We start from the raw sequence: 24366 nt of genomic DNA, 5'->3' as shown, positions 1-24366 counted from the left end.
TATTGCCCAACTAATTTCTGGTTTAATTCAGTCGGTTCAAGCATATAAATACATTTGTCATAGGTCAGGGTTAGATTCTTGGTGACCTTACGCGGTTCCTGCCAGGTAAAAATATCATCCAGTTCAAGATCAGATTCGGTTAAGGGCCGATGTAAATTCTTTGAGTTTCTCGCACATTTGGCGAACCTCTGATTGAAATGCTCAATAAAGCAGGGTAGCCATGCATTGGCTTCAGCAATCGAACCGATGCCTTCTAGGCGCATCTCCTTGATCAAACGGTCCTGAAGGGTTCTATTCGCTCGTTCTACGCGGCCTTTGGCCTGTGGTGAGTTGGCGAAGATAATATCAATGTTTAACTCGTTCAGAATCCGCCCAAATTGCGTGATCTTGCTGTCTTGGCTCGATTTCTGATTGACTCGGAATACCGAGTGTTTATCGCTATAAAAGGCCAAGGGCTTCCCATATTGCTCAATGTAGGCTCGGGTTGAAAGCATGTAATCAAAGGTCGTTTCCGCTTCACAAAAGCGCAGATGCAACAGCTTTCCAGTGGCATCATCGATATAAACCAGCAAGCAGCATTTGGCGGCTCGGCCTTCAAACCAGTCATGATATGAGCCATCAATCTGAATCAGCTCACCCAAGCAATCCCGGTTATAGCGTGGCTGATATGGGCGTTTTAGACGTTTGGATCGCGGAATCCAGAGCTCATTTGCAGTCATCCAGCGCCGAAGCGTTTCTACAGGGATATTCAGGTCAAACATGCTGCTGAGCTTCTCATGCGCCAAGGTGGGTCCAAATCCGAGCAGATGTTCAGAAATAATGGAAAGGCACTTTGATTTTAATAACTCATCATGGCGATGATGACCCGGGTGACCACGACTGGCATGCGCCAGACCTGAAACACCGTCTTGATGGAGCTTCTGCAATAACCGGGTAATTTGACGAGTGGAAAGATTCAGGATTTCAGCAGCACGGACTTGGGTAATACGATGATCTCGAACCTCTTGCAGAACTGCAAGACGTTGAATTTCTTTATCAGACATAGTGATCAGCATCTATATTTTATATCCAGTCCATGATGATAAAAACCATCATAAACTAGACATTTTTATTGGTGAGAATATAGACAATTTAAATGGGTTCTAACATTTTAACTTCGCATAAGGTGTATTATGTTAATTTCAAAAATTCTTAATAATTACTTAAGTCCAGCAAGCCTTAACTTAGCTTGACCATTTCCATTATTTGCTGCTTTCAAAAGCCACTCTTTTGCAAGTTTAATATTTTTAGTTATTCCCTGCCCTTTGGAGTACATCACGCCAAGGTTATATTGCGCAGATGAATTCCCTTGGACTGCTGCCTTGCTATACCATTCAAAAGCTTTAGTATCACTTTGAGTCACCCCATGACCTTTGTCATACATCCAACCAAGATTATTTTGCGCAGATGCATGCCCTTGATGCGCTGCCTTGCTATACCATTCAATGGCTTTAGTATCATTTTGAGTGACTCCACGACCTTTAAAATACATATTCGCAAGGTTATATTGCGCATTTGAATCGCCTTGGGTTGCTGCCTTGCTATACCACTCAACAGCGTTAGTATCATTCTGTTTTACTCCACGCCCTTTGGAGTACATCACGCCAAGGTTATATTGCGCAGATGCATGCCCTTGGGTTGCTGCCTTGATATACCACTCAACAGCTTTAGTATCATTCTGAGCTATTCCAAGACCGTCGGAATACATTATGGCAAGATTATTTTGCGCAGGAGCATATCCTTGAGTTGCTGCCTTGCTATACCACTCAACAGCTTTAGTATCATTCTGAGTTACTCCACGACCTTCGTCATACATCAAACCAAGATTATTTTGCGCAGATGCATTCCCTTGAATTGCAGATTTTATTATTTTGTGAAACTCTTCAACTTGAGCAAATGTTGAGCTAATTGAGAAGAACAGTATTAAGGATAAAAAAATATTGTGTTTATAATTCATGACATAAGATTATTATAAAATAACCCGAATCGCGGATAAGGATTTTTCTTTAAAATCATAAGCTCAATGTAATTTTATGATTAGTTTTTAGTGTTATCAGACCAAAGAATAGACTTTTTTATGCTCAAAATGATGGATAAGTCTCAAGATTAATAATCTCATTTCTTTAAGCAGGATTCGGGTTAAAATAAGAATGTAAGTTATTTTAACTAAAATATTTACAGTTGGATAATTAATCACGATTTAATTTTCAAACTTTCACTTAACATAAAATCTCTTATGCTAAGTCTGATCAAACCTTATATAATTGATAATATATAAGCAAATTTTAGTGACTACGCTGATAAAGCTTAAATTAATTAAATGTAAAAAAGAATTTCAAAGCTTTCATGAGCATATGTCAACAAATATTTCTCTGTTCCTCATGTTTCAATCAACTGCTACAATTTTTCTCAGTACTTCATAAAAATTAGACGGATCATGATCAGCATTCAATCCAAACTCCCGAGTCAAGGCGTGACCATATTCAGTGTGATGTCAGCACTAGCACAAAAGTTAAACGCGTTGAACCTATCACAAGGTTTCCCCGACTTCCCTGCTCCACAAGCTTTACTTGAGGCGTTGAGCAAAGCCACACTAGATGGATTGAATCAATATGCACCCGGAGACGGTTTACTCCCCCTACGTGAACAACTAGCACAACAATTTTTACAGCGAGATCAACGTCAAATCGATCCTGTCCCCGAAATCACCATCACCCCGGGTGCAACCATTGGGATCTATTCAGCCATTCAAGCCGTGGTACAAGCTAGCGATGAAGTGATTATTTTTGATCCCAGTTATGACAGTTATGCGCCGAGTGTGAAGCTGGTCGGCGCTAAGCCCGTACACATTCCATTGCAAGCACCTAACTTCAGCGTGGATTGGAATCAAGTCAAAGACAGCATTACTGATCGGACTCGTATGGTGATTGTGAACACACCACACAATCCAACGGGTGCCATTTGGACAAAGTCAGATTGGCTCAATTTAATTGAATTGATCTGTGATAAAAATATTATTGTGCTCTCAGATGAAGTCTATGAGCATCTGATTTTCGATGGACAACAGCATTATTCAGCGCTGTCATTTCCAGAGCTGAGAGAACGTAGTTTCGTGATTGGTTCTTTTGGTAAGACCTTTCATGTCACAGGTTGGAAAACGGGATATTGTATTGCAGCACCCGCTTTAACAACGGTATTTCGACAGATTTATCAATTTGCCAATTTTTGTGGTGTCACGCCTATTCAGTGGGCTTTGTCAAATTTTATGCAGGACCATCCTGAACATATCCAAGAGCTTTCAGCCTTCTATCAAGCCAAACGTGATCTGTTTAATTCACAAATCACCTCATCACGATTCAAATTTCAACCATCAAAAGGCACATATTTTCAAAATCTGGACTACAGCGCCATTCGCCCAGATTTAAATGATGTAGAGATGTGCCAGTATTTGGCTGAACAACATAAAATTGTCGCGATTCCTGTCTCGGTATTTTACCAACAAGCGCCTCAAGACTTACGTATGATTCGACTTTGCTTTGCTAAAAAAGACGAAACGCTTATTCAAGCAGGTCAAATTCTTTCAGCAGTGTAGTTTTATTTTCCTGTAGCAATTCGCCTGATTGTTTTTAAATATCAGGTGGATTTCACTGTAGCTATGCTATTGTGCAATCAGTAATGTTGAATAAAAATGATGGATAATAAAATAAGATGAGTGCACGTCTCAGTCCAATTGACGACCCGAATTTTTGGCGTGTTTTTTTGGTCTTTTTGCTACCGCTAATTGCGACCAATATTTTACAGAATTTATCTGGCACCATTAACACCGTATTTGTTGGTCAAATGATGGGTGTCGATGCCATTGCCGCTGTGTCTGTATTTTTCCCGATTTTGTTTTGCCTGATGGCATTTGTGATCGGTCTCTCCGCAGGTTCAACAGTACTGGTCGGTCAGGCTTGGGGCGCTCAGAATCTTGAAAAAGTCCGCCAAGTGGTCGGCTCTACCCTGTTTATGACTGCGATTGGTGGAACGGTCATTGCATTTTTGGGGGTTCTTTCAGCACGACCTCTTTTGATAGCTCTGGGTACTGATCCTTCAGTAATGCATTTATCTCTGCCTTACGTCCAGTGGATGCTCGCAGGAAGTCCATTACTGTTTATCTATATTATTTACACCTCAATCCTTCGAGGTGTGGGTGACAGTATTACCCCTTTAATTGCGCTTGGAATGACCAGTTTACTGGGGCTTTTTATTACTCCTGTATTGATTGCAGGTCATTTTGGATTTCCACGTTTAGGCATCATTGGACCTGCAATTGCCACAACCATCGGATATTCGGCAGTACTCATTTTTCTATATTTTTATTTAAAGAAGAAAGACCATCCACTCAAAATCGATGGCGCGATGTGCAAATATATTAAATATGATCCTGAGATGAGTGGCAAAATCCTCAAGCTAGGTGTACCGACAGGTGTTCAAATGATCACTACCTCGGTGGCGGGTTTAGTTATCGTGGGTCTCGTCAATCGTTATGGTTCAGAGGCCACTGCTGCTTATGGAGCAGTCAATCAGGTACTGAACTATATTCAGTTCCCTGCACTCTCTATTGCGATTGCTGCTTCGATTTTTGCAGCCCAAGCCATTGGTGCAGGTAAAGCAGATTCCTTAGCAAAAGTAACTCGTATTTCTCTAGGTATGAATATCGTGATCACAGGGAGCTTAGTCACTTTAGCTTATCTGTTCTCAAAATATTTGATGGCTCTTTTCATTACCGACCCCGCAGTTGTTGTCTTAGGGCAACAACTTCTGTTTATCGTGTTATGGTCAATTTTATTCTTTGGTGCAAGTGCCATTTTTGCTTCGATCATGCGTGCAAGCGGTACAGTGACCATGCCCATGATCATTAACATTATCGCTATTTTAGCAATAGAACTGCCTGCTGCTTATGTGTTTAGCTCTTGGTGGGGCTTGGAAGGCATTTGGTATGGTTATGCCCTCGCCTTTGTTTGCTTATGCATCATGCAAGGGCTGTATTATCAGTTTGTGTGGAAGAAGAAAACCGTTGAGGTATTGATCTAGGATTTTCATACTCTGGCGATCTTTGAGAAAAACACGTTCTCAATGTAAGAATAAATTAAGCCAATAAATGCAGAAAATATTCAACGCTTGAATTCATCTAGTACGTCATCTCATATAAAAAAAACCGCGCTAAAGCGGTTTTTTTTATGGGAAGACAACTGATTATTTTGGCTCTAAACGCTTGCTCAGCTTGGTCGCAAACGCAGTTATTTTTTGGTAACCCGTAGGCAACACACGTTGCATCAAATCAATCGCTTTCGCATCATTACCAATCAGTAAACGGCGTTTATTTTTCAGTACCGCATCCAAAATTTGTTGTGAAGCATCTTCAGCAGGCATACGCAATAATTTATTAAATGCTTTCGCTGATTTATCCGGATTCATGCCTAAAGATTTGAGGCTGTCATTCATACGTGCATCATTGGCAATATTGGTACGGATACCGCCTGGGTGAACACACAGCGCACTCACACCACAGTTTTCAATATCGAGTTCTTGGCGTAATGACTCGGTGAAACCACGCACTGCAAACTTAGAGGAGTTATACGCAGACTGGGTTGGCTGTGAAGTTAAACCGAAAAGACTAGACGTATTGATGATATGACCCTCACCTGTTTTTTTCAGGTAGGGAAGGAATTCTTTGGTGCCGTACACAACGCCCCAGTAGTTAATCCCCATGATCCATTCATAGTCTTCATAGCTCGCACCTTCGACAGTCGAACCCAATGCCACACCAGCATTGTTAAAGATCATGTTCACTGAGCCATGATTTTGCACAGTATCCTCAGCCCAAGCTTTGACTTCTTCACGGTTTGCGACATTTACTTTCTTAGAGGTCACACGGACATTATACGGCTTAACCAATTCAACGGTTTCAGCTAAGCCTTTTTCATTGACATCACTGATTGAGAGATGACATCCAGCCTTTGCCAGTAAAATTGCCAGTTGCTGTCCCATACCCGAACCCGCACCTGTAATCGCAGCCACTTTATTTTTAAAATTTTTCATTGTTTTTCCTTATTCATTTTTCTGCACAACTTCATGTTCGTGTGCCGCTCAAAAATCACTATAAATTTGACAATAAATATTGTCAATATCACTCAAGGTCATTTATATTGATAAAATCTGCATATTGACCACATAGGCTTAGCGAACATTAATTGCTAAGATGCCTAAAACTACGACTCTACTAGATCATTATTTTTATGACTGAATATTCAGAAAAGTCTGCGACAGCAGAATCAATCCCAGAAAAAAAAGTGGTGAAAGAACGTCAATTTAAGGGCATGTCACTGACTGAACGTAAGCAAGCTCGACGTGAAAAACTCATCGAAGCAGGTATTGAAGCGTATGGGACACATGGATTTTTTTCAGTCACTGTAAAAGATATTTGCAACGAAGCCAAACTCACAGAACGTTATTTTTACGAATCCTTTAAGAAAAGTGAAAACCTCTTTCAAACGATTTTCTTACAACTCATTGAGAAAATGCAGCAAACCTTAATGCAATCCGTCATGCAAGGTTCACCTGACCCTATACGTATGATTGACGCGGGTTTAAATGGTTTTTTTGCCATGCTAGAAGATGATCCACGCACGGCTCGCATCATTTATATCGATGCCATGTTGGTTCAAGAACTACATAATCATGCCACCATTCAAGAGACGATGGCGCGCTTTGATCGCATGATTCATGCATTTGTGACCTTGATGATGCCGCATATCAGCTTAAACGAAAAAGAGATCTCACTCATCGCAACAGGGTTAAATGGTTATGTCACCCAAATTGCTGTGCGTTGGGTCATGAGTGGATTTAAGTCACCACGTGAAGAGGTCGTTAAAGCATGTCGGGTTGTTTTCACTGCTTTAATTCAAGAACTCTCTCATTAAAAAATAAAAGCGTGTCAATTAACCATAATAAATTCATAGATATATTTTTAACTCATTGCTTTAAAAATGTAATATTTATGACATATATATGATCAATTTGGATCGTATTTTTATATTTTTGTCACAAAACATTGCTAAATCGACCTTGATGACCTGTTTTGCAATGATACTGTCATAATTAATCTTTGTAATAAGCCTGTCATAAATATTAACGGTCAGACCGTTCACTTAAGGATATTGCGTTGTGAAAGATGACTACATTTTAATCGTCGATGATGAACTTCCCATTCGTGAAATGATCCATACATCTTTAGATATGGCAGGCTTCCAATGTTTAGAAGCTGAAGATGCCAAACAAGCGCATCAGATGATCGTTGATCAACGCCCTTCCTTAGTACTCCTGGATTGGATGCTTCCCGGTGGTGTGAGCGGTGTTGATCTGTGCCGTCGCTTAAAGCGCGATGAATCGCTCTCTGAGATCCCGGTGATCATGCTCACCGCGCGTGGTGAAGAAGATCATAAAGTTCAAGGTCTTGATGCTGGTGCAGATGACTACATGACCAAACCGTTTTCAACTCGTGAATTGGTTTCACGTATTAAAGCAGTGTTACGTCGTGCCAACGCATTGAGCGGTGAAAAGACCATTGATGCGAATGGGCTCATTTTAGATCCAGTCAGCCAACGTGTCAGCTTTAATCAGAACATTTTAGAAATGGGCCCAACAGAATATCGTCTGTTGGCTTTCTTCATGACGCATCCTGAACGTGCCTATACACGAGCACAATTACTTGACCAAGTATGGGGTGGCAACGTATATATTGAAGATCGTACCATTGATGTTCACATTCGTCGCTTACGTAAGGTTTTAGAACCTTATGGCGCAGACCGTTATGTACAAACTGTTCGTGGTACAGGTTATCGTTTTTCTACTCGAGCAGATGTCGCAATAGGCTAGTGTTCACTAGGTTAATCAAATTTTATGTACGAACCCTACCCCGTCCCCACTTTAGCGAAAGATCATCAGAAATTTCGCTACAGTAGTTTATGGACATTCGCTAAACAAGATCTTCGCTTGTTGGTGTTTTTTATCGTTATTGGTGGATTTGTTGGCTTAGGAATAGGCTATTTTTGGATCTGTATTGGGCTTGCCTTCGCTGCCTTTTTTGGTTTACAGCTTCGTTCCCTCATTTTGGTCAATGATTGGATCGCGAATCGTCCCTATGATGTACCACCGAATCTCAATGGGATTTGGGGTGCATTGCTGTTCAATGTTTATCGTGCTCAACGCCAAGAACGTATCGTTCAATCTGAAATGGTCGGGCTCATTGACCGCACACAATCCTCACTGGTTGCTTTGTCTGAAGCCATTATTTTGACTGATGATGCTCAACAAATTGAATGGTGGAATCCAGCAGCAGAATATCTTTTTAGTATTCAGCCCACGGATCGAGGGCGCAATCTCCTCTCAATTATTCGCCAACCTGATTTTGTTGAGTATTTTAATAATATCGATCATGCACCAGATGGTATTAAAGTTAAATTAGCGCATGACGATAATAAGTATGCTCAAATTAAATTAACCCTTTTTGGTCAACAAAGCCGTTTATTGGTGGCACATGACATCACACGCATGCGTAATCTGGAACAAATGCGTTCCGATTTTGTCGATAATATTTCACATGAGTTACGTACACCACTGACCGTGCTCAGTGGATATATTGAGACCTTTACTGACCAAGAAGACATCAATCCAAGATGGAAACGTGCCTTTGATCAGATGCAATCACAGACTCGACGTATGAATGCATTGGTGAATGATTTGTTATTGCTCTCTCGTTTAGAGAATGAAAAGCAAATCGCCAAGAATCAAATCATTGAAATGCCAAGTCTAATGAATCATTTATTTGATGATGCTCAGGCTTATAACATTGATTATGGGCATACATTGAATTTAGATATTGATAGTCATTGCGACCTGATCGGTTCAGAGATGGAGCTGGCAAGTGCCTTTAGCAACTTGATCACCAATGCGATTAAATACACCCCTAAAGGTGGTACGATCACCATTGGTTGGCATGATGATGGTGAAAATGGCTATTTCTCAGTTCAAGATACAGGTATCGGGATTGACCCGAAACATTTACCCCGTTTGACAGAACGTTTTTATCGGGTCGATAGTGCGCGTAGTCGTGCGACCGGTGGCACAGGTTTGGGTCTTGCGATTGTGAAACATGTGTTGATGCAACACGGTGCGTATATCGATATCATCTCTAAGGAAAATGAAGGCTCGACTTTCATCGCAGTTTTCCCGAAAGAACGTTTGTATCGTATGCAATGATGATCACCATTGAACTTAAACAAAGCCTGATGAACTCAAACACTGATTCGTCACCTAAAAAAAGCGCCGATAGGCGCTTTTTTTAATTCTGCATGCATTGTTCGCATTATGAACAATAAAGTTTAAAATCTTTTTAGATGGTTTGACCTAAAGCCTCGCCCATCACGACCACTGAATTGGGTTTAAATGCTTCATCCCATTTAATTTTATCTTTTTCAAATAAAATCACAGCGGTCGAACCTAAATAAAAACGCCCGAGTTCATCACCTTTTTCAAGCTTCATCTCATGATGATTTAACTCTAAACGACCTGTCGGTTTCACTTTACCGGTCGCCACCGTTTCAATGCCAGCCACGATCATCGCGCCAACCAGAACCACTGCCATACGTCCCAGTTCAGTATCAAATAAACACACCATACGTTCATTACGTGCGAACAAACCTGGGATATTCTCAGCGGTGGTTTGATTTACTGAAAACAATTCACCTGGAATATACAAAGTTTCAGTCAATGTACCCGCGAATGGCATATGCACACGGTGATAGTCTTTCGGGGACAAATAAACCGTCGCGAACTCACCCTCTTTAAATGGAGCAGCCAGTTGAGGATCACCAATCAGTTTATCTACCGAAAATGACTGTCCCTTAGCTTGGAAAATATCGCCTTCATTAATTTTACCCAATTGAGAAATAGCACCATCCGCAGGAGATACGATGCTATTGGGATTATTATCTACTGTGCGCACGCCTTCTTTTAACGAACGGGTAAAAAACTCATTAAATGATTTGAATTTAAGTGCATTACTTTGTTCAGCAATCGACATATCAATGCCATATTGCTTTTTGAACGCTTGAATCACAATATTTTTTAAAATCGGATTTTCACTGGCTGCAACCTTACCCACCACACGACTAAGCTTCTGTTGCGGAACAATGCTTTGCGCTTTAATGAATATTTTTTTCTTTAAATTTGTCAGACTCACTAAGGTGATTCTCCAGTAATGATTGGACTATCGAGGCGGTTGCCCCATTCGCTCCACGCACCATCATAAGCTTGGATATCCCAACCGAGTAGTCGACCAATAATATATGCAAGTCCTGAACGATGATGCGATTGACAATACACCACCACAGGCTGGTCGAATTTAAAGCCCAATTGTTCTAAACGTTGTTGAGTGCGTTCTAGGGGATGCAATTTTAAATGATTTTGACGGTTTAGGGCAGTACTCCATTCAAAATGTCGTGCAGAGGGAATATGTCCTCCTCTGCGTGCCGCCAAGCGTTGCCCTGTATACTCTTCAGCCGTTCTACAGTCCCAAATTTGCACATCACTCTGATTCACTTTACTGAGCAGTTCACTATATTCTATACGTGGTGGTTCAATATTTTGGATGTGAATTGGAAATAATGATGTCACTTTTTCAAATGTTTCTTCATCTGATGACGTCGGCAAATTCTCACCCAGCCATGCGTGGATGCCACCGTTGAGCAAACTGGTATTATGAAATCCGATACAATGCAAATTCCAAATCAAACGCCCTGCCCATGCTCCGCCTTCATCGTCATAAGCCACCACATGGTGATCAGGTGAAATATTTAAATACTCCACCAGCGCTTTCAAACCCGCTTCATTTGGCAATAATCCTGAAGCCAATTCTTCCTGCCGAACCAATTGTTTGGGTAATACATGAATCGCATGCGGAATATGTAATTGCTCATAGACCGAAGCACGCGTTAAATCGACGATACGTAGTTTTTCATGACCTAAATGAGGGACCAATTCTTCTGCTTCAATGAGCAAACCTAAATTAAATGGGGGATTTGACTGAAAATTAGACATAATTATTGAATTATTTTGCTCTGAGTAGAATCGATCTTAGCACAAGATTTTTTCACTATTATTCTGATTTTTTGCATGCATTTAGCAAAAAATCAGATATAGCATAGATATGACTTCAAAGATTATGCAGCAGGTTCTTGAATTTCAAACACCTGACGCAAATAAGCCAAGAAAGTGTCATTGTCCGTCATGGTTTTACCTGGGCTGTCTGAAAGTTTAGCAACAGACTGACCATTACATTCCACCAACTTCAATACAATATTCAGCGCAGTTTGTCCCATATCATTGGTTAAGTTGGTGCCGATACCAAAACTGACTTGGAAACGGTCTTTGAAGTAATTGTGGAGTGCCCATGCTTTCTCTAAATTCAAACCATCACTAAAGGTCAGCATTTTGGTTTTAGAGTCTATTTTCAATTTCTTGTAATGCGCATAAGCTTTGTCACCCCATTCATAGGGATCACCACTGTCATGACGTAGACCATCAAACAGTTTGGCAAAGTACAAATCGAAGTCACGTAAGAACGCATCCATTCCCACCACGTCAGTTAAAGCAATACCTAAGTCTCCTCGGTATTCTTGTACCCATGTCTCAAGCGCAGACTTTTGGAAATCACGTAGTCGTACATCTAAGGCTTGGAATGCTTGTAGGAATTCATGTGCCATTGTACCAATCGGTGTAATGCCTAAGTCTTTAGCGAGCAGTACATTACTGGTCCCACGGAAAATATCTGGCGCAGCTTTATTAAATTCTTCAACAACGTGTTTTTGCCAAGCAAAACTATAACGACGACGTGTGCCAAAGTCTGATACCAAAAATGGTGGATCATTTGGATTCTGTTCAGCTTGATATTTTTTCAGCAACTCAACTTTTGCCAATAAACGGCGCTCACCTTCAGCCATCACCTCATCACTACTGATGCGACTGAAATACAGCTCATTGACGATCGCAAGCACAAAAATTTCAAACATCATGGCTTGAACCATTGGCCCTTCGATGCGGATATCCAAACGACCTTGATCATCAATACTGGCTTTAATAAAGCGACGTTTCAGTTGAAATAGTTCTAGATAATCAACAAAGTCACTTTTAATAAAACGTAAACTTCTGAGATACTCCAATTCATCCGCTTTAAATTTTAACTGGCACAGATAGTCAAGTTGCTCATTCAGATCGTCTAAAATATCGACCAAAGGATAAGCTGTATCTTCTAAATTGCGGCAACGAAATTGGTAGACACTGTCAGTTTGAGGAAACTTGTGTAATACCACCTGCAACATTGTAAATTTGTACAGGTCTGTATCTAAGAGTGATTGGATTAGGGGTTGCATGATCTACTCATAAAATGATCTTCCGTGAAGAATAAAAATATTTTACGCGGGTAAATATATTCTCGGTTAATTCTTTTTTATCACGTTTTTAATGATTCTTGTCTATTTTCTCATATACGTGAATTTTTTTATATTTTTAATGTATTATTAAACTCTCTATTTAGCTCACCTTAAATATGATAATAATATTATAACTTTATGATAATTAAATATTTTTTTATATTATTCTATTGAAATTTAGTTATTTTTTTATTAACATAATATGAACAGGATGTTTAAATTTTTTTGCAATAAAAAGCAAAATAAATGGACAAATTATTTATGTATCCACGGGGTTAGACACATGGCTAAAATCACTTTAGAAGCACTTCAATCAATCGACGGTTTTGTAGCAGCAGCACTTGTTGACAGTTCAAGCGGCCTTGCATTGGCAACGAAGGGTGAGGGAATTGATCTAGAGTTAGCTGCAGCAGGTAACACAGAAGTTATTCGCGCGAAAACAAAAACAGCTAATGCATTGAAATTAAATGATAATGTTGAAGATATTTTAATTACTTTAGGTAAACAATATCATCTTTTACGTCCATTAGATCGTAACCCAGAATTATTCTTGTACTTGGTACTTGATCGTAAAAAATCGAATCTAGCGATGGCTCGTCATGAGTTGAAAAGTTTTGAACAAGAATTAGATTTTGCTTAATTTTGATTGTTCAAAATTAAATCAAAACTGCTATATTGACCTATAGCAGTTTTTTTATATTTGAATATAAAAAAACCTGTAACGTATTACAGGTCTTATAGATTGACAGATTTACTCATTTGAGTTTTTGATTTTAGTTGCATAGTCAACATTATGTTGTTGCAAATATTCACGAATCAATTGACGAACCACCTGTGAAGGTTTCAAATCTTGACGTTCACAAAGCTGTTCAAAAGCACGTTTTTTGATTGGGTCAATCAAAACAGTCAGGCGTGCAACTTTATTTTCCATGCCAATTCCATTGCTAATTCTATTATCATTTTATGATAATAGAATTAGCATGATTTTTTTTCAATGCTTTTTTAAAATTTAAACCAATTATTGATAAACGTTTGCTTAATCAATAAGTTTTTTTAATTTTTCTGACTGCCCAATGACTTCTGCAAACTGCTCAGTCGTTTTCTGTCCTGTCTGTTTCGCCTGAATATCACAGTCTGCTTTGCGTAGTTGTTTCACGATCCCCCACTCTAATTTAAACATTGCACCCATGATTGCAGTATTTCCTTTGGCATCACGTGCACAACGATCTGCACCGTATTTGAGTAAAGTGGTTACGGTATCTTGATGACCATAATAAGCCGCCATCATAAGCGCGGTATAACCTGTCCGATTTTTGACATCTACTGGAAATCCGTGTTTTAAAAACTCTTCGATTACTTCTTGATTTCCTGTTTTCGCCGCGGCCATAAACAGATCAATCAATTCCTGTTGTGAAGCCATCTGATCATTTGCCACTGTTTTTGCAGGGGAAACAGTCTGAGCTTGGTCTGCCATTGCGAACGCACAACCAAAAATCAAGAAACTTGCTAAAACCATGTGAGGCATAATTTTCATGATGAACTCCAACAAAAATCGACATCATCCACGCATTTTGCAATGCATGTCTCAGTACTTTAAATCAACGCCTGTAAAACTCCCCTAGGGTTGCAGGAAAGGAATTGAGTTTTACAGGAATTTTGTTGAGGTGACCCCTTGTTGCCCTAGTCACCCACTCAGCTGATCAATCGTAATTGATCATAAAGAGGTCATCTAAAAGAATTAATCTTTTAACTGAGCTGCTTTTACTTTCACAGTCGCAATGTTGCCATTGACTGCTTTAGTCATGCGTGTACCGTAGTCAGCATCTGCTTTATAGAAGTAAGACAACATGATGTGCTTCGTTTCTGAATCTTTCACATTACCCAGATCAGCCGCCAAGTTCATGATTAAATCATCTTTTTCTTTCGCAGTGTATGAACGGTAAAGCTCACCCGCTTGCTTGAAGTTTTGCTCTTTCACAGCACGTTGTTGAACTGTGCCAGAAAGTGGCGTTTCTACCGCGCGCGCTTTCGCCGTTGCTGGTTTTGGCTCCATACGGCTTGGTTCGTAGTTCACATTCGATGATGTACCACTAACGTTCATGTAACCATCTTGGTTGTTATTATTGACATCAACAACTGGACGGTTCACTGGGATTTGTTGGTGATTGGCACCCAAACGGTACATTTGTGTATCAGAGTAAGAGAAGATACGACCTTGTAATAGACGGTCTTCTGATGGCTCGATCCCTGGTACTAAGTTACCTGGAGCCATCGCCACTTGTTCCGTTTCTTGGAAGAAGTTTTTCGGCATACGGTTCAGCGTCAAAGTACCCACTTTAGTTTCTTTCACTAAATCCGTAGGCCAGATTTTAGTTGGATCAAGCGGGTCGAAATCGAAGTTGTTTAGATCTTTTGGGTCAATCACTTGGACATAAAGATCCCATTTCGGGAAGTTACCCGCATTGATGTTTTTGTAAAGATCATTGGTTAAGTGGTTGAAGTCCTTACCTTGTTGCTCAGCAGCTTCTTTAACGTTAAGACCTTTTACACCTTGTTTAGAGCGGAAGTTAAATTTAACGTATTTATATTCGCCTTTATCGTTGTAGAACTTGAATGCGTGTACACCAAAACCGTCTTGTTCACGGTAGCTGGTTGGAACACCTTGGTTACCATACACATAAGTCAACATGTTGGTTGCCCAGGGTTGGCTCGACAAGAAATCAAATACGCGGTTCGCATCTTGAACGTTGTCAATTGGGCTTGGCTTCATCGCATGGATGAAATCTGGGAACTTGATCGCATCACGGATAAAGAATACTGGTGTTTGGTTACCGACTAAATCCCAGTTGCCTTCTTGTGTATAGAACTTGATCGCGAAACCATGCGGGTCACGTAAAGTTTCTGGAGAATGTTTACCGTGAATTACCGTTGAAAAACGTAAGAATACTGGAGTTTTAGTACCGGCTTTGAACATAGACGCAACCGTAAGATCAGATAAATCTTTCGTTGTTACGAACTCACCATAAGCACCTGTACCACGCGCATGAACTACACGCTCAGGAATACGCTCACGACCGAAACGTTGTAATTTTTGGATCAACTGAACATCTTGTAGCAATACAGAACCATTTGGACCTGCAGTGATTGAGTTTTGATTGTCACCGACTGGTGCACCGTTATCTTTTGTTAATGGTGCAGCTGATGCTGCTGTCGCTGTTGCAAGCATTGCAACCAATAATGAACGCTTAAACATCGTCTTCTCTCTTAAATTGACCTTTCCTGCCCGCGTAAACTACCTTTTAAATTCAGATTGGTAAAAAGGTTAATTTTTATTACTATAATCGCTTTGTTGGATAACAGTATTTAGTTAAGCTAAATTCTTTATTTATTAATAAGTTAAATATCAACCCTCAATCGATTGTCAAATTATCTTACTGAATTTGATACAATTTAAATGAATTTAAAACATCATATATGGTTGATACATGCGCGCATTGTTACAGCGAGTTCTTGAAGCAAAAGTAGTGGTTGATGGTGAAACGACTGGTGAAATTGAAAAAGGCATGGTGGTTTTTTTAGGTTTGGGGAAAGAAGATAACCTTGAAAAAGGCAAAAAGCTGATTGATAAAATCCTTAAATATCGCTTTTTTGATGATGAACAAGGCAAAATGGGCTGGAATGTGAGCCAAGCTGGGGGCGGCATTTTATTGGTCTCTCAATTTACCCTCATGGCACAAACTCAAAAAGGGTTACGCCCTGATTTTGGTCCAGCGATGCCACCGAGCGCTGCAAAAGACCTCTATGAAAAATTGGTTGAATACGCTCAATCACAGTTTGAACATGTACAAACGGGTATATTTGCTGCTGATATGAAAGTACATTTGGTTAATGATGGACCTGTGACCTTCAATTTAGAAATTGAATAATCATTTAAGATTTCGCTTCTACTCTAGACATTACAGCCATAAAAAAAGCCCTCATCAGGGCTTTTTAGTCAATTATTCAAAACTCAATCGATTAACGACCTGTTTTTTCTTTCAAGAATGCACGTGCTAGCTTGAATTTTTCTTTTACTGGCTTTGGAATCTTCGGTGGGATCAATTTTGCAGCTTGATTAAACCAGACCAATAAGCTGAAGTCGCCTTCCATTTTGATCGTGCCATTTTGCATACCCGTCATAAAAGCAGTTGGATCACCTTTCATCAGCGTTTTTACGCCTTGCTCGCTATCCGCAAATTGCAAAATGAAATCCGCTTTTTCTACACTTCCAGACACTGTATCAATTTGACCATGATTCACGATAATTTGACGTGCAACATCTAAATCCGTTCCAATTTGAATACGGAATTGGCGGTCATGAATCAGTTCAATAAATTTAGGACTGGTACGAGCAAGTTGCTTCATACGCAGTGCCAGACCTAAAACGAGCAAATCAAGTGGATCAGTACTAGCATCAACAATCGGAAGTTTCACGACTGGAATTGAAGAAAGTTTCATGACATTTAAGCCTGTTGTTTTAATTTAAAATAGGTTGAGTTCATCCTAACATATCTTATTGTAAATACGATTAGGCTTTATTTAACAAAAATATCGACAAAAAAAAGGGATATCACACAGATATACCCTTAAATACTCAACCTTAGACGGATGATTTCATTGAATCAATGATGAACATGACTCCAATCGTTACTCATCTTCATAAACGGGTGTATGTTCAATATATTGACGATTTTGCAATGCTTTTTGAGCACGATTATCTTCACGCAATAAAAACGCAGTCAGACCAAGCATTGCTAGACTGATTGCAGTGAGGTAACTATATGCTACCGACATATCAAAGACATTTTGTACACCAAAGCGAATCGCTTCTAATACGCCCCAAAATGCCATACCCGCCAGCATAAAGCCTAACCAGTGACGGTAAGGGGAAAAGAAAACAGTCGCTAGTGCTACAGCAATTAGACTAAATCCAATTATCGTTGCAAACGTTGCAGTGACCATAAAAACCTCCGTCAGATTGATGTGTGTTAAAACCGCTCAATGGTGTTTCGCAACAAAGTTCAAAAGCTCTCCAATTATTCTCAATGATCTTATTCGAGCCTCTGCATTGCATTATGGTGAGTTTTTCCAATAAAAAAAGACCTGTTCTTTTTGTAAACGACACACCTTGTCGCAACATTCTTTTGTCATTACATTTTTGAAATTTGATATTTTTCTGTGAAGCTAAATAACATCGCTCTTGGCTTGTCATTACAAAAAAATACCTCGTAACTTTTTGTCAAAAACATTTTTTTTCGATCTTGATGATCTATTTTTTAACTATTCAAACCATGTCACAAAAGTACATATAAATGATTAATTTAGGCATAAAAAAAGCGACTGGAAAGTCGCTTAAATTGTCATCAAATTGTAAGCGTTAAGCGCGATTTAAATCTTTATCATGAACACCCAAGAGATACAGAACGCCATCTAAACCTACACTTGAAATCGCTTGATTTGCATTCTCACGCACGAGTGGTTTTGCACGGAACGCCACGCCCAAACCAGCAATAGACAACATCGGCAAATCGTTTGCACCATCACCAACGGCAATCGCTTGTTCAAGAGAAATACCCATTTCATCGGCTATTTGACCCAACAAGAAGGCTTTTCGAGCGCCATCGACAATGTGCCCTTTGACTTCACCTGTCACCAAGCCATCTTGTACATCAAGAACATTGGCATGGACTTCATCAATACCCAATTTTGCCTGTAAATATTCAGCAAAATATTGGAAGCCACCCGATAAAATAGCCGTACGATAGCCTAAAGATTTTAAAGTCGAAATCAGGCGTTCAGCACCTTCAGTCACCGTTAAACGCTCTGCAATTTTCGGCAGCACAGATGCATCCATGCCTTTCAGCAATGCAACGCGGGCACGAAAGCTTGCCTGAAAATCTAACTCGCCTTGCATCGCACGTTCGGTGATTTCAGCAACCTGTGCACCCACCCCTGCTTCAATCGCAAGCTCATCAATCACTTCTTGCTCAATCAGTGTGGAATCCATATCGAAGCACACCAGACGGCGATTACGACGATAAGCATTGTCTTCTTGAACCGCGACATCGACATTCAATTCACTTGAAAGTTTTAAACAGGCTGCACGCATTGCTGCGGCATCTAGCATTTGACCTTTTAAACCAAATTCCACACAAGCACGTTTTGGTGCTGTGTTTTCATTTTCAAGCGTAGGACGACCAGATAAACGTGTCACTGTTTCAATATTGAAGCCTTGACTCGATACGATATTGGTCACGGCTTGCAAATGTGATGCGGTCAGTTCAGGTGCCAATGCCGTCACGATATAGCGCGTACGACCACCCTCTTTCACCCATTGATCATAATCTGACGTAGCAATCGGTTTGAAACGCACAGTCAACCCAATTTCATGTGCTAAAATAAGGATGTCTTTCATGGCCAAAGCCGTTGCTGTTTGGTCTTCTGACGCGACAACAATACCAAGCGTCAGTTGGTTATGGATAACCGCTTGTCCTACATCTAAAATTTGCAAAGAATGTACGGACAACACCTGCATCAATCGAGTAAACTGATTCGGTTGGTCAGGACCTAAAAATGAAATAAGAATGATTTCTCGCATGAATTGACTCGGTTCTGAGCTGCAACTAATGTAAGAATCATAATCGAAATCGAATATAAATGCCTTGGAAGTTTACGTTGAATGCACCTAGACAAGGGCTATTTGCTAGCCTACTGATTATTAGCTTTGCTTTGCATACCTTTTTATTGGTCATTGCAACAACTCACCAATTAAACGAAAACCGTGCCAGCCAAGGTCAGTTGATCACCAGTCAGTTGGTTGCCGATAGCTTATCTGAGCTTGAGCCTGCGAATACTGTTTCCTTGGCTCTCTTGGCAAATCGTTATGCAACCAATCCAAGTGTGGCTTATATTCGAATTTTGAGCGCTAGCAATCAAGTCTTAGCAACCGCTGGACTATCAAAAACACGCCAAGGTGAAGTTTTTGTTCGTGATGCGCTACAAAATGAGAAAAAAGTCGGTAGTATCGAAATCACACTTGTTAAACCGAGCATTGGTGAGATTCTTCGTACGCAGTGGCTTGCGATTCTATTTTCATTATTTGTGCATGGATTATTGTGGTTAGCGTATCGTGCAATTGCACGCCCGACTCGCAGCGAATATCTGGCTCGTTTAAACAATGAAGCACGTCTCAAACATGAAATCCAATTACTCACCGAAGCATTAGAAATTGAAAAGAATAATGCCGTAACAGCGACAGCTCAAGCGGCTCAAGTTGTCGTTGCACCAACACCCATCAAAGCACCTAAACCTTTTGTTGTTGATGAAAATACATTGTCATTGAATATTCAATTTTATGACCCAAAGCAGTTGATCAACACCGTTAATCAGTCAGTGGCTTTGCCCTACTTTAATTTGTGCCAAATTTTCCTGAATAAAAGTATTGACCTGTGTAGTAAACACTACCAATTGAATAAGCAAGACTTTGTGATTGGTCGTGAATTTGACCGTCAGGGTGCGGTGATCAGTGTTTCAACGACTCAAAATAACGCTACTCAGTGTTTATTGATGATTGGTTCAGTATTCCAACTTCTTTCCGACGTTTTATATAAGCGCTACCGTGAAGACAAACGTTTCGTGCTACAAACGCGTTGTTCTGTCGCTTCTGGGGTTGAGGCAATGCAACTCGATGCCCTCCAAGCTTCTGAACGCTTGACCCATCATTTGATTGCCAAAGAAATGGCACTGTATCTCAACAATGAACAATTAAAGCATGTTGGAGAATGTTACCAATTGGTGCCTATGCCGAATCCAACCAGCGTGCTCACACGTCATGCATTTATGATTAATGGAATGAGTGAAAGTTGTGCTGAGCTTGCTCAACAAATCCGAACAGAAATATTGAAAGGTAAGTCTCAACCCTCTGCTGAATCCGAATTGAAAGACCAAGCTTCCTAAACTCAACAGTTATCATTTGTTGTGATTTAAAAACCAGATTTAGTGCTAACTTAATCTGGTTTTTTCATTTCCGCTCAAAATTTAACAGTTTTAGTGCAGTATTTGCTTATAGATTAAGCAATTCAGCGTATATTTCAAAATATTATGGCTTTTCAATACCCTATTAAGATGTGTATAACAGTGTAGGCAAAGGGAATGTGATTAGCATAGGCAAAACGAAGCAAAAAGCGTTAGACTATGCCTCAATGATTTTATTCAAAATGTCAGAATGACATAACAAAAAGGTGAAGGTTGATGTCACTCAACACTGTGGAAGAACTCGTAGCAGATATCCGTGCAGGAAAAATGGTTATCTTGATGGATGACGAAGATCGTGAAAATGAAGGTGATTTAGTCATTGCTGCCACGCATGTTCGTCCAGAAGACATCAACTTCATGATCACGCATGCGCGTGGCTTAGTTTGCCTAACATTAAGCAAAGAACGTTGCCAACAGTTGAATCTACCACTGATGGTCGATGCCAACGGCGCTCAACATGGGACAAATTTCACCCTTTCGATTGAAGCAACTAATGGTATCACCACGGGTATTTCACCGGCTGAACGTGCGCATACCATTCAGACAGCAGTAGCTGCTCATGCAAAACCTGCAGATATTGTTCAACCCGGTCATATTTTTCCATTAATGGCACAACCCGGCGGTGTATTACACCGTGCAGGTCATACCGAAGCAGGCTGTGATTTATCTCGTCTTGCAGGACTTGAACCCGCTTCTGTGATTTGTGAAATCATCAATGAAGATGGAACCATGGCGCGTCGTCCAGATCTTGAAGTCTTTGCAGAAAAGCATGGTTTGAAAATTGGGACCATTGCGGATTTGATTCACTACCGCATGACCAATGAGCAAACGGTTGAACGTATTGATCAGCAAACACTTGATACTGAATACGGCACATTTGAGTTGTTCCGTTACCGTGAATTGGGGAATCCAGATATTCATTTGGCATTGGTGAAAGGTGAACCTAAAGCAGGTATAACCACCGTTCGCGTACATGGTTTTAATCCAACACGGGATTTGCTTAAACTGAATAAACAAGATGGCGAAGCCGCTTGGAATTTAGATAAAGCACTAAAAACTATCGCCAATAGCGAACGCGGTGTATTGGTGTGGATTGGTCAGCGCCACTTGTCGGATTTGGGTCCTGCACTTGAAGCGCTAACTACACCTAAACCAAATAAATCAAACGCAGCATTGTCACAGCAATATCAAACGATTGGTGTTGGTGCACAAATTTTGCGTGATTTAGGCGTAGAGAAAATGAAACTTCTCAGCTCACCATTACGCTTCAACGCATTATCAGGGTTTAACTTAGAAGTGGTTGAATATGTCACCGCTGAACAAAGTTCTGTTTAATTATTCTTATTACATATCGAGGTTGCTATGGCGATTCGCCGTATTGAAGGTTTGTTACATCTCGCAAGCGAAGACCGTTACGCGATTTTAGTTGGACGTTTTAACAGCTTTGTTGTTGAACATTTATTAGAAGGTGCAATTGATACGTTGCATCGTCATGGTGTTAGCGACGATAATATCACTGTTGTTCACGCACCAGGCGCATGGGAACTTCCAGTTGTGGCTAAAAAATTAGCAGCTTCTGGTAAATTCGATGCTGTCATTGCTCTCGGCGCAGTGATTCGTGGTAGCACACCACATTTTGACTTCGTTGCAGGCGAATGTGCCAAAGGTTTAGGTGTCGTTGGTTTAGACACTGGCTTACCTGTGATCAACGGTGTATTGACTACGGACAGTATTGAACAGGCGATTGAACGCTCTGGTACAAAAGCAGGCAATAAAGGTGGCGAAGCTGCCCTTACTGCAATTGAAATGGTTAACTTGCTAAAGGCGATCTAAAGCATGTCGCAGACACTCCAAGCTACTTATGCAGCGAAACGCAAAGCACGTCGTTTTGCTGTACAAGGGATTTATGAATGGCAAATGAGCCACAACCCGATGCACGAAATCGAGGCACGTACACGTGCTGAAAATGCCATGCATAAAGTGGATCTAAGCTATTATCATGAATTGCTCACGCAAGTGATTACAAATCATGAAGCATTGGATGCGTTATTGGTTCCAGTCCTTGATCGCGAGATCAATGCATTGGACGGTGTTGAACTAGCAACTTTGCGTTTAGGCGCATACGAATTGAAAGAACATCTTGAAATTCCGTATCGAGTTGTCTTAGATGAAGCGATTGAACTCGCTAAACACTTTGGCGGAGCAGACAGTCACAAATACATCAATGGTGTATTAGACCGTTTATCGCAAAGCCTGCGTGAAGCAGAAAAGCAACAAGCTAAATAAGTTGTTGTTGAAATGGCTGAGTTTTCTATCATTGATACTTATTTCAATCGACCCGATCCACAGGGTGTCGATGTAGGTGTCGGTGATGACTCAGCCCTGCTCACCCCTCCTGCTGGCCAGCAATTGGTCATTTGTACAGATACACTTGTCGCGGGTCGACATTTTCCACTTGACACTTCTCCGCATGCCATTGGTTGGAAATGTGTTGCAGTTAATCTGTCAGACATTGCTGCAATGGGAGCAAAACCACACAGTATTTTACTCGCACTGAGCTTACCCCAAATTGATCATGCTTGGCTCAAAGCATTTAGCCAAGGCTTATATGATTGTTGCGATCAATTTGGAGTACGCTTAATCGGCGGTGACACCACACAAAGCCCACATTTAACGTTATCGGTTACGGCACTGGGTTGGGTCGACCAAAATCAAGGTATTCTTCGTTCAGGCGCACAGGTCGGTGACTTGATTTGTGTCAGTGGTACAGTTGGTGATGCCGCGTTTGCTTTAGAGCATCTTGGCCACGCATTACAACAGCGTTTGGATTATCCAACGCCTCGCTGCGAATTAGGTACACAACTTAAAAACTTTGCGCATAGCATGATTGATGTGTCTGATGGTTTAGCACAAGACCTTGGGCATATTTTGAAAGCATCCCAAGTTGGTGCTAGATTACATCTCGATCAACTGCCAATTCATGAAGCACTTCACCATTTGCCAGATGAACAACAATACCAATATGCACTTGCAGGTGGTGATGACTATGAATTGTGTTTTACAATAAGCCCTCAAAACTACGAAGCTTTCTTGCAAAACAAGCCTCAAACGCCAACGACAATCATTGGTAAAATTATAGACAATCACGCTTTGATTTTTGATAAAGATGGCAAAGATCATCAGGTTCAATTTAATGGATATCAACACTTTGCATAAACCGCCTATTCAATTTAAAAAAATGAATTGGACTGAACGCTTGATCGTCTTTACTGGCGTGGGTTTCGGTTCAGGGTTACTCCCAAAAGCGCCAGGCACTTTTGGATCAGCTTTTGCACTACTTTTTATCCCCATTTGGATGATGATCGGTTTCAACTACAGCATGATTGCTATGGTGATCATGTCAATGATGGGTATTTATCTCTGTGGTCGTACAGCCGACATTATGGGTGTACACGATGATGGTCGAATAGTATGGGATGAATTTGCAGGGCAATCTATTACTTTTCTTCCCCTGATTTATTTAGGACAAATGAGTTGGGTCTGGGTTCTTGTTGGTTTTGGTTTATTCCGTTTGTTTGATGTTTGGAAACCTTGGCCGATTCGTGTCATTGATCGTCGCGTAGAGGGCGGCTTTGGCATCATGTTAGATGATATTATTGCTGGTCTATGGGCAGCAATCTGCATCATCATTTATTTATATATTGATATGGCTTAAGCCAAA

The 24366-nt window shown here is 40.5% G+C and carries 25 protein-coding genes; 13 read left to right on the top strand and 12 right to left on the bottom strand.

Annotated features, from left to right (window positions below):
- Window positions 1–1055: ISNCY family transposase (locus AC5YCE_RS08145; protein ID WP_496171662.1), on the bottom strand; the 1055-nt coding region annotated here is incomplete at its 3' end.
- A gap of 143 nt (window positions 1056–1198) precedes the next feature.
- On the bottom strand, window positions 1199–1996 hold the full coding sequence (locus AC5YCE_RS08140) for a tetratricopeptide repeat protein (RefSeq protein ID WP_496171661.1): 798 nt from the start codon (window positions 1994–1996) through the stop codon (window positions 1199–1201).
- Window positions 1997–2476: 480 nt separating this feature from the next.
- Between AC5YCE_RS08140 and AC5YCE_RS08135 the strand changes: the two genes are divergently transcribed.
- A complete protein-coding gene (locus tag AC5YCE_RS08135) occupies window positions 2477–3631 on the top strand; it encodes a methionine aminotransferase (protein WP_496171660.1) in 1155 nt (384 codons plus the stop codon).
- Between the two features lie 116 nt (window positions 3632–3747).
- On the top strand, window positions 3748–5115 hold the full coding sequence (locus AC5YCE_RS08130) for an MATE family efflux transporter (protein ID WP_496171659.1): 1368 nt from the start codon (window positions 3748–3750) through the stop codon (window positions 5113–5115).
- Window positions 5116–5277: 162 nt separating this feature from the next.
- Here AC5YCE_RS08130 and AC5YCE_RS08125 read toward each other — a convergent pair whose 3' ends face one another.
- On the bottom strand, window positions 5278–6123 hold the full coding sequence (locus AC5YCE_RS08125) for an SDR family NAD(P)-dependent oxidoreductase (RefSeq protein ID WP_496125315.1): 846 nt from the start codon (window positions 6121–6123) through the stop codon (window positions 5278–5280).
- A 197-nt stretch (window positions 6124–6320) separates the two neighbouring features.
- Here AC5YCE_RS08125 and AC5YCE_RS08120 point away from each other — a divergent pair, with 197 nt between their 5' ends.
- From AC5YCE_RS08120 to phoR, 3 genes are all read left to right on the top strand, one after another.
- Window positions 6321–7004 carry a TetR/AcrR family transcriptional regulator gene (locus AC5YCE_RS08120; protein ID WP_496125316.1) on the top strand — a complete coding sequence of 228 codons (684 nt, stop codon included), beginning with the start codon at window positions 6321–6323 and terminating at the stop codon, window positions 7002–7004.
- Window positions 7005–7248: 244 nt separating this feature from the next.
- Window positions 7249–7959, top strand: coding sequence for a phosphate regulon transcriptional regulator PhoB (gene phoB, locus AC5YCE_RS08115; protein WP_496125317.1), 711 nt, complete (start codon window positions 7249–7251; stop codon window positions 7957–7959).
- 24 nt (window positions 7960–7983) lie between these two features.
- Window positions 7984–9342: a phosphate regulon sensor histidine kinase PhoR gene (phoR, locus tag AC5YCE_RS08110; RefSeq protein WP_496171658.1), complete on the top strand. Its 1359-nt coding sequence runs from the start codon at window positions 7984–7986 to the stop codon at window positions 9340–9342.
- 133 nt (window positions 9343–9475) lie between these two features.
- On the opposite strand, the gene asd is transcribed toward phoR, so the two are convergent.
- The 3 genes from asd to pncB form a co-directional block, all read right to left on the bottom strand.
- Window positions 9476–10324 carry an archaetidylserine decarboxylase gene (gene asd, locus AC5YCE_RS08105; protein WP_496171657.1) on the bottom strand — a complete coding sequence of 283 codons (849 nt, stop codon included), beginning with the start codon at window positions 10322–10324 and terminating at the stop codon, window positions 9476–9478.
- Window positions 10324–11181: a sulfurtransferase gene (locus AC5YCE_RS08100; RefSeq protein ID WP_496171656.1), complete on the bottom strand. Its 858-nt coding sequence runs from the start codon at window positions 11179–11181 to the stop codon at window positions 10324–10326. Before AC5YCE_RS08100 ends, asd begins: the two co-directional genes overlap by 1 nt.
- A gap of 122 nt (window positions 11182–11303) precedes the next feature.
- Window positions 11304–12512, bottom strand: a complete 1209-nt coding sequence (gene pncB, locus AC5YCE_RS08095) for a nicotinate phosphoribosyltransferase (RefSeq protein ID WP_496171655.1) — start codon at window positions 12510–12512, stop codon at window positions 11304–11306.
- A gap of 343 nt (window positions 12513–12855) precedes the next feature.
- Here pncB and AC5YCE_RS08090 point away from each other — a divergent pair, with 343 nt between their 5' ends.
- Entirely contained in the window at window positions 12856–13212 is a 357-nt protein-coding gene (locus AC5YCE_RS08090) for a roadblock/LC7 domain-containing protein (protein ID WP_496125322.1), read from the top strand.
- A gap of 111 nt (window positions 13213–13323) precedes the next feature.
- Here AC5YCE_RS08090 and AC5YCE_RS08085 read toward each other — a convergent pair whose 3' ends face one another.
- The 3 genes from AC5YCE_RS08085 to AC5YCE_RS08075 all read right to left on the bottom strand — a co-directional run bounded on the left by AC5YCE_RS08085 (window position 13324) and on the right by AC5YCE_RS08075 (window position 15825).
- Entirely contained in the window at window positions 13324–13503 is a 180-nt protein-coding gene (locus tag AC5YCE_RS08085) for a ribbon-helix-helix protein (RefSeq protein ID WP_496125323.1), read from the bottom strand.
- Between the two features lie 105 nt (window positions 13504–13608).
- On the bottom strand, window positions 13609–14106 hold the full coding sequence (locus tag AC5YCE_RS08080) for an ankyrin repeat domain-containing protein (protein ID WP_496171654.1): 498 nt from the start codon (window positions 14104–14106) through the stop codon (window positions 13609–13611).
- 204 nt (window positions 14107–14310) lie between these two features.
- The gene (locus AC5YCE_RS08075) at window positions 14311–15825 is read right to left on the bottom strand and encodes a catalase (RefSeq protein WP_496171653.1); all 1515 of its coding nucleotides are present in this window, start codon (window positions 15823–15825) and stop codon (window positions 14311–14313) included.
- Window positions 15826–16057: 232 nt separating this feature from the next.
- On the opposite strand from AC5YCE_RS08075, the gene dtd reads away from it, so the two are divergent.
- Complete coding sequence (gene dtd / locus AC5YCE_RS08070; protein WP_496171652.1) at window positions 16058–16498, top strand: D-aminoacyl-tRNA deacylase; 441 nt, start codon at window positions 16058–16060, stop codon at window positions 16496–16498.
- Window positions 16499–16589: 91 nt separating this feature from the next.
- Here dtd and AC5YCE_RS08065 read toward each other — a convergent pair whose 3' ends face one another.
- The 3 genes from AC5YCE_RS08065 to serB form a co-directional block, all read right to left on the bottom strand.
- Window positions 16590–17069, bottom strand: coding sequence for an SCP-2 sterol transfer family protein (locus AC5YCE_RS08065; RefSeq protein WP_496171651.1), 480 nt, complete (start codon window positions 17067–17069; stop codon window positions 16590–16592).
- A gap of 189 nt (window positions 17070–17258) precedes the next feature.
- The gene (gene aciT, locus AC5YCE_RS08060) at window positions 17259–17573 is read right to left on the bottom strand and encodes a ciprofloxacin tolerance protein AciT (RefSeq protein ID WP_496125328.1); all 315 of its coding nucleotides are present in this window, start codon (window positions 17571–17573) and stop codon (window positions 17259–17261) included.
- Between the two features lie 415 nt (window positions 17574–17988).
- A complete protein-coding gene (serB, locus tag AC5YCE_RS08055) occupies window positions 17989–19209 on the bottom strand; it encodes a phosphoserine phosphatase SerB (RefSeq protein ID WP_496171650.1) in 1221 nt (406 codons plus the stop codon).
- 77 nt (window positions 19210–19286) lie between these two features.
- Between serB and AC5YCE_RS08050 the strand changes: the two genes are divergently transcribed.
- From AC5YCE_RS08050 to AC5YCE_RS08025, 6 genes are all read left to right on the top strand, one after another.
- Window positions 19287–20567, top strand: coding sequence for a hypothetical protein (locus tag AC5YCE_RS08050; protein ID WP_496125406.1), 1281 nt, complete (start codon window positions 19287–19289; stop codon window positions 20565–20567).
- 294 nt (window positions 20568–20861) lie between these two features.
- Complete coding sequence (gene ribBA, locus AC5YCE_RS08045) at window positions 20862–21980, top strand: bifunctional 3,4-dihydroxy-2-butanone-4-phosphate synthase/GTP cyclohydrolase II (RefSeq protein ID WP_496171649.1); 1119 nt, start codon at window positions 20862–20864, stop codon at window positions 21978–21980.
- Window positions 21981–22007: 27 nt separating this feature from the next.
- Window positions 22008–22478, top strand: coding sequence for a 6,7-dimethyl-8-ribityllumazine synthase (gene ribH / locus AC5YCE_RS08040; protein WP_004718750.1), 471 nt, complete (start codon window positions 22008–22010; stop codon window positions 22476–22478).
- Window positions 22479–22481: 3 nt separating this feature from the next.
- The gene (nusB, locus tag AC5YCE_RS08035) at window positions 22482–22931 is read left to right on the top strand and encodes a transcription antitermination factor NusB (RefSeq protein WP_496125331.1); all 450 of its coding nucleotides are present in this window, start codon (window positions 22482–22484) and stop codon (window positions 22929–22931) included.
- Between the two features lie 12 nt (window positions 22932–22943).
- A complete protein-coding gene (gene thiL / locus AC5YCE_RS08030) occupies window positions 22944–23861 on the top strand; it encodes a thiamine-phosphate kinase (protein ID WP_496171648.1) in 918 nt (305 codons plus the stop codon).
- Window positions 23839–24360 carry a phosphatidylglycerophosphatase A family protein gene (locus AC5YCE_RS08025; RefSeq protein WP_496125333.1) on the top strand — a complete coding sequence of 174 codons (522 nt, stop codon included), beginning with the start codon at window positions 23839–23841 and terminating at the stop codon, window positions 24358–24360. Before thiL ends, AC5YCE_RS08025 begins: the two co-directional genes overlap by 23 nt.
- Window positions 24361–24366: the final 6 nt, after the last annotated feature.

The sequence above is a fragment of the Acinetobacter sp. CY79 genome, from assembly GCF_059515845.1.
Note: the sequence above shows the minus strand (reverse complement) of the source record. Positions and strands in the feature narration are given on the sequence as shown.

Bases quoted from the DNA above. Each gene is read 5' to 3' on its own strand.
- AC5YCE_RS08085 (WP_496125323.1), bottom strand. From the start codon at position 13,503: ATGGAAAATAAAGTTGCACGCCTGACTGTTTTGATTGACCCAATCAAA.
- serB (WP_496171650.1), bottom strand. From the start codon at position 19,209: ATGCGAGAAATCATTCTTATTTCATTTTTAGGTCCTGACCAACCGAAT.
- AC5YCE_RS08125 (WP_496125315.1), bottom strand. From the start codon at position 6,123: ATGAAAAATTTTAAAAATAAAGTGGCTGCGATTACAGGTGCGGGTTCG.
- AC5YCE_RS08135 (WP_496171660.1), top strand. From the start codon at position 2,477: ATGATCAGCATTCAATCCAAACTCCCGAGTCAAGGCGTGACCATATTC.
- AC5YCE_RS08140 (WP_496171661.1), bottom strand. From the start codon at position 1,996: ATGAATTATAAACACAATATTTTTTTATCCTTAATACTGTTCTTCTCA.
- nusB (WP_496125331.1), top strand. From the start codon at position 22,482: ATGTCGCAGACACTCCAAGCTACTTATGCAGCGAAACGCAAAGCACGT.
- ribBA (WP_496171649.1), top strand. From the start codon at position 20,862: ATGTCACTCAACACTGTGGAAGAACTCGTAGCAGATATCCGTGCAGGA.
- phoR (WP_496171658.1), top strand. From the start codon at position 7,984: ATGTACGAACCCTACCCCGTCCCCACTTTAGCGAAAGATCATCAGAAA.
- AC5YCE_RS08025 (WP_496125333.1), top strand. From the start codon at position 23,839: ATGGATATCAACACTTTGCATAAACCGCCTATTCAATTTAAAAAAATG.
- AC5YCE_RS08100 (WP_496171656.1), bottom strand. From the start codon at position 11,181: ATGTCTAATTTTCAGTCAAATCCCCCATTTAATTTAGGTTTGCTCATT.
- thiL (WP_496171648.1), top strand. From the start codon at position 22,944: ATGGCTGAGTTTTCTATCATTGATACTTATTTCAATCGACCCGATCCA.
- AC5YCE_RS08090 (WP_496125322.1), top strand. From the start codon at position 12,856: ATGGCTAAAATCACTTTAGAAGCACTTCAATCAATCGACGGTTTTGTA.
- dtd (WP_496171652.1), top strand. From the start codon at position 16,058: ATGCGCGCATTGTTACAGCGAGTTCTTGAAGCAAAAGTAGTGGTTGAT.
- AC5YCE_RS08080 (WP_496171654.1), bottom strand. From the start codon at position 14,106: ATGAAAATTATGCCTCACATGGTTTTAGCAAGTTTCTTGATTTTTGGT.
- pncB (WP_496171655.1), bottom strand. From the start codon at position 12,512: ATGCAACCCCTAATCCAATCACTCTTAGATACAGACCTGTACAAATTT.
- AC5YCE_RS08120 (WP_496125316.1), top strand. From the start codon at position 6,321: ATGACTGAATATTCAGAAAAGTCTGCGACAGCAGAATCAATCCCAGAA.
- AC5YCE_RS08130 (WP_496171659.1), top strand. From the start codon at position 3,748: ATGAGTGCACGTCTCAGTCCAATTGACGACCCGAATTTTTGGCGTGTT.
- AC5YCE_RS08075 (WP_496171653.1), bottom strand. From the start codon at position 15,825: ATGTTTAAGCGTTCATTATTGGTTGCAATGCTTGCAACAGCGACAGCA.
- AC5YCE_RS08065 (WP_496171651.1), bottom strand. From the start codon at position 17,069: ATGAAACTTTCTTCAATTCCAGTCGTGAAACTTCCGATTGTTGATGCT.
- aciT (WP_496125328.1), bottom strand. From the start codon at position 17,573: ATGGTCACTGCAACGTTTGCAACGATAATTGGATTTAGTCTAATTGCT.
- ribH (WP_004718750.1), top strand. From the start codon at position 22,008: ATGGCGATTCGCCGTATTGAAGGTTTGTTACATCTCGCAAGCGAAGAC.